Origin of the sequence: Haemophilus sp. C1 (genome assembly GCF_001276515.1) — a bacterium.
Taxonomy (GTDB): domain Bacteria; phylum Pseudomonadota; class Gammaproteobacteria; order Enterobacterales; family Pasteurellaceae; genus Haemophilus.
Genome location: NZ_LDVZ01000046.1, coordinates 1 through 4078, shown reverse-complemented (window position 1 = coordinate 4078; position 4078 = coordinate 1). Strand labels below are relative to the sequence as shown.

The window sequence follows — 4078 nt, the reverse complement described above, 5'->3', positions numbered from 1 at the left end:
GCCAATTGGGTGGGATGTATGCAGAGAAAATCCATTTAGTGGATAACGGTCAAGGTCTTAGTGTACGCAATGCGGGGCATATTGGTGCATCTGCGGGTGAGGTGAAAATTGATAGCCAAGGTAAGATTGTGAATGAAGGCTTTATTGGTGGTAGCGAAAATGCCGAACTCAATGCGAAAAAGAATATTGAGAACCGTGGCACCGTTTATGCCAAAGCTCAGACCCAACTTAATGCTCAAAATATTGATAACAAACAGGGTGTTATTGCGGGTAAACAAGTTCAACTTAACGCAAATAGCGTGGATAACCGCAAGCAATCGGATAAAGGCTCTTTAATTGTTGCTTCTGAAAAAGTATTAATTAAAGCAAAAAACTTAGATAACAGTGGTACTAAATCGAATGGTCAAAATGAGCAGGGAATAAAAGCAACAGCTCTTGAATTACAAGCTGATAATGTAACGAATCAGCAAGGCGGTATTTATGTCTCCCAAAAAGCGGATATTTCTCTGAAAGATAAATTAGTTAACCACCAAGGTGAAATTTTATCTGATGGTGAGCTTCACATTAAAGGGGATAAAAATACTGCAAGCATTGATAACAATGAAGGGCGTGTACATGCTGGAGAAAAACTCTCCATAACCGCGAAAAAACTAGAGAATGAAGGTCAAATTAGTTCTACTGGCGATGCTGATATTGCGCTGAAAGATAGCTTTACCTTAAATAAAGCGTTCCAAGTAGATGGCCATTTACAATTTTCTACCGACGGTAAGTTTACCAATAAAACCCAGTTACGCACAGGACAAGGTGTGACGGTTAAAGCGGCAGAAATTGATAATCTGGATGGTAGCGAAATCGCCTCTCAAGTTACCCATATTGTCACTAGTCAATTAACCAACCGTGGTTTAATTGATGGGGTTAAAAACCGTATTGACGCAGAGTCTCTCAACAACCTTGGTACTGGACGACTCTACGGTAATCATTTGTCCATTGCTAGTAAAAATCTGACTAACGATAAAGAAGGTGACGCTTCTGCCACTATTGCTGCACGTGAACGCCTAGATTTAGGTGTGGAGAAGATGAAAAACTTAGATCATGGTTTGGTTTTAAGTTTAGGAGATCTTGCGATTGGCGGTCAGCTTGATGAACAAGGTAAAGCGGTAGGCAAAGCCGGTGAAATCTTTAATGGTAGTGCAACGATTGAAGCGTTAGGTGATGGGAAAATTAACACGGCGAAATTGTTGAATATAGATTTACATTTGCGTTTAGGCGTTGATACTTCCTATGAGGATTTTACTGAATATGCTTTACATCAGGATAGTACCCGTTATCGCACTGGAGCGAAAGGTGTGGGTAAGATTAATTGGAATCGAAAAAGCCGTAATGCCTGGTTTAATTTTAATGATGGACGCCCTCGCCTTAATCAGAATGATTGGCATAAGTGGGAATATAGGCGTATCACAAAAACTGACCGTATCGATAGTCAAGAACCAGGTAAAATCTTAATTGGTGGCAATCTTTCCCTTTCAGGCGATGATTTAAAAAACCAATATAGTAAATTATTAGTGGGTAAAACCCTTTATTTGGGAGACAGTGCTGTATCTACTAATCCAAACCATAAAGATTTGGTAGGCGGAGCTACCAAGCTTATCAATGAAGATAAGATTGGGGAAATTCATCGAGTAGATGACGGGAAATATGGCATTTTGGCTTCTTATCGTGATAAAAACCCAGTTAAACGACGTTATGGTCATAAAACTATATGGAAAGAGGATTATCATCTTGAGCATGCTACCGAGTATTTTAATTTCAATGTGGTGAAAAATAACATTGGTGATTTAGCTGCGGTGAAAGAGGCGAGCTCTCAATCTACTATTGGGGCGCGTAATGAGGCAGAGGCAGTAGGCGCAGTGAATAATGCAGTCCATTTGCCTAATTCGAGCTTATATAAAATTAATCAAGATCCACAAAGTCATTATGTGGTCGAAACCGATCCACAGTTTGCAGATAAACGCACTTGGTTAAGTAGCGATTATATGTTTAATGCATTGAGAAATGATGCACAAAATCTCTTAAAACGCTTAGGGGATGGATATTACGAACAACGTTTGATTAACGAACAGATTAACCAATTAACGGGTAAACGTTTCTTAGATGGTTATGATAACGATTATGCTCAATATAAAACCTTGATGGATAATGGGGTACTTTATGCGAAAAAATGGCAGTTGGTACCGGGAGTTGCTTTAACTGAAGCTCAGATGAAAGAGCTGACCTCTGATTTGGTGTGGTTTGAGAAACAGGAAACCGTTTTACCAAATGGTCAGAAGGTTTCAGTATTGGCACCAAAAGTTTATTTAGCACCACGCAATGTTAAAGTGAATGGTGAAGGGGCGATTATTTCGGCGAATAAGGTTGTTATTAATGGTATTCAACAAGTTGAGAATAGCGGCACTATTTTAGGGAATGAAGGCGTTAGCATTAATGCAGATAACATCACGAATGATAAAGGACGTGTCCAGGGTGATGCAGTGCTCTTAGTGGCAGAAAATACCCTCAAAAATATTGGTGGTGTAATTGAAGGAAAAGATGCCATTCTTGCTCAAGCAAAAAAAGTTCAAATTGAGGGAAGCGTTTCTGAAACCCAAGATGATGGTAAATTCCACCAAAAAACAATTGGTAAAGTAGCAGAGATTAATCTCACCAATAAAGAGGGAGATGTACAAATTTATGCTGATGAAGATATTACGGTAAAGGGCGCGAAAGCCAATATTGCTGGTGATGCAGTATTTAATGCGAAGAGTAAATTAGAGCTAGGCGTGTTAGATACCCATAATAAAGAGCATTATGGTTCTGGTGACAACTATTATCGTTTAGAGCAAGACATGCAGGTAGGAAATCGGCTGAATGTTGGTGGAGATGTGAAGTATATTGGTGGTGAGAAGGTGAGTATTATTGGCAATGATTTACATGCTGATGGTAATGCACTGATTGCTTCAAAAGGCGATATTGAAATTAAAGAAGGTCGTAATAAAGAACTGCTAAGCAGTGGTGTGAAAACTGTAGATAAGGGCTTAAGTAAAGTAACAAGAGTAATTAAACATGAGCATGATTATGATCTTGCTCAAGGTTCGACCCTGGATGCGAATAAAATTCGTATACAATCCGATGGCAATATTTCTGTACAAGGTTCGAATGTAGTAGCAGAAAGTGGATTAACAGTTGCAGGAAAAAATATTGACATAAAAGAAGCTGAAAATCGGGTGTATTCAGAAGATTTTTCAATGACTAAAAAATCTGGTTTATTGGGGGGAGGGATTGGTTTTACGATCGGCAAGCAAAAACAAACCTTAGAAAATGATCAAACTCGCCTTTATGCTAGCGGCAGCCAAGTTGGAAGTCTTAATAACAATACCACAATGGTTGCAGAGAATTCATATACTCAGACAGCAAGTATAGTGAGTGCCATTAAAGGTGAGGTAAATATTCTGGCTAAAAAAGCAGATATTAAAGCTGCAGATGATAAATATGAAACCAATACCAAACAAAAATTTGAGCAAAAAGGTTTAACGATTGCTATTACCTCTCCTGTTATTTCTGCTATTCAAGCAGTACAAGGCGCAGTGCAATCAACTAGACAAGTAGGTGAGAGTAAGCATGGTCGTGTGAATGCGATGGCTGCAGCTAATGCAGGCTTTGATGTTTATCGTGCAGCTGATAGCGTAATGAAAGCTGGCGACTCTATTCAAAAAGCAATGAGTAATAGCGATGTGGATTCCGTAGTAGGGGTGCAAATCACTTACGGCCAACAAAAGAGCGAATCACGTGCTCATACTGAAGGAAAAACCGCAGCCAAATCTCAAGTTAATGCGGGTGGCAAAGTGAATATTGTGGCAACGGGTGCAGGAAAGGATTCCAACATTAATATTGAAGGTTCAGACATCTCTGGCAAGCAAGGCACAACATTGATTGCAGATAACCAAGTCAATATTAAAGCCACAGAACAAAACCATCAAGAACGCAGCACTAATAAATCGAGCGGCTTTAATGCTGGGGTAGCCATTAAAGTTGGCAGTGGTGT

1 protein-coding gene is annotated in these 4078 nt (G+C 39.4%); it reads left to right on the top strand.

Annotation, left to right across the window (positions count from 1 at the left end; all coding sequences use genetic code 11):
• Positions 1-4078 (top strand): hemagglutinin repeat-containing protein (locus tag ABW51_RS09340; RefSeq protein ID WP_197271858.1); only part of this gene is annotated, 4078 nt, incomplete at both ends.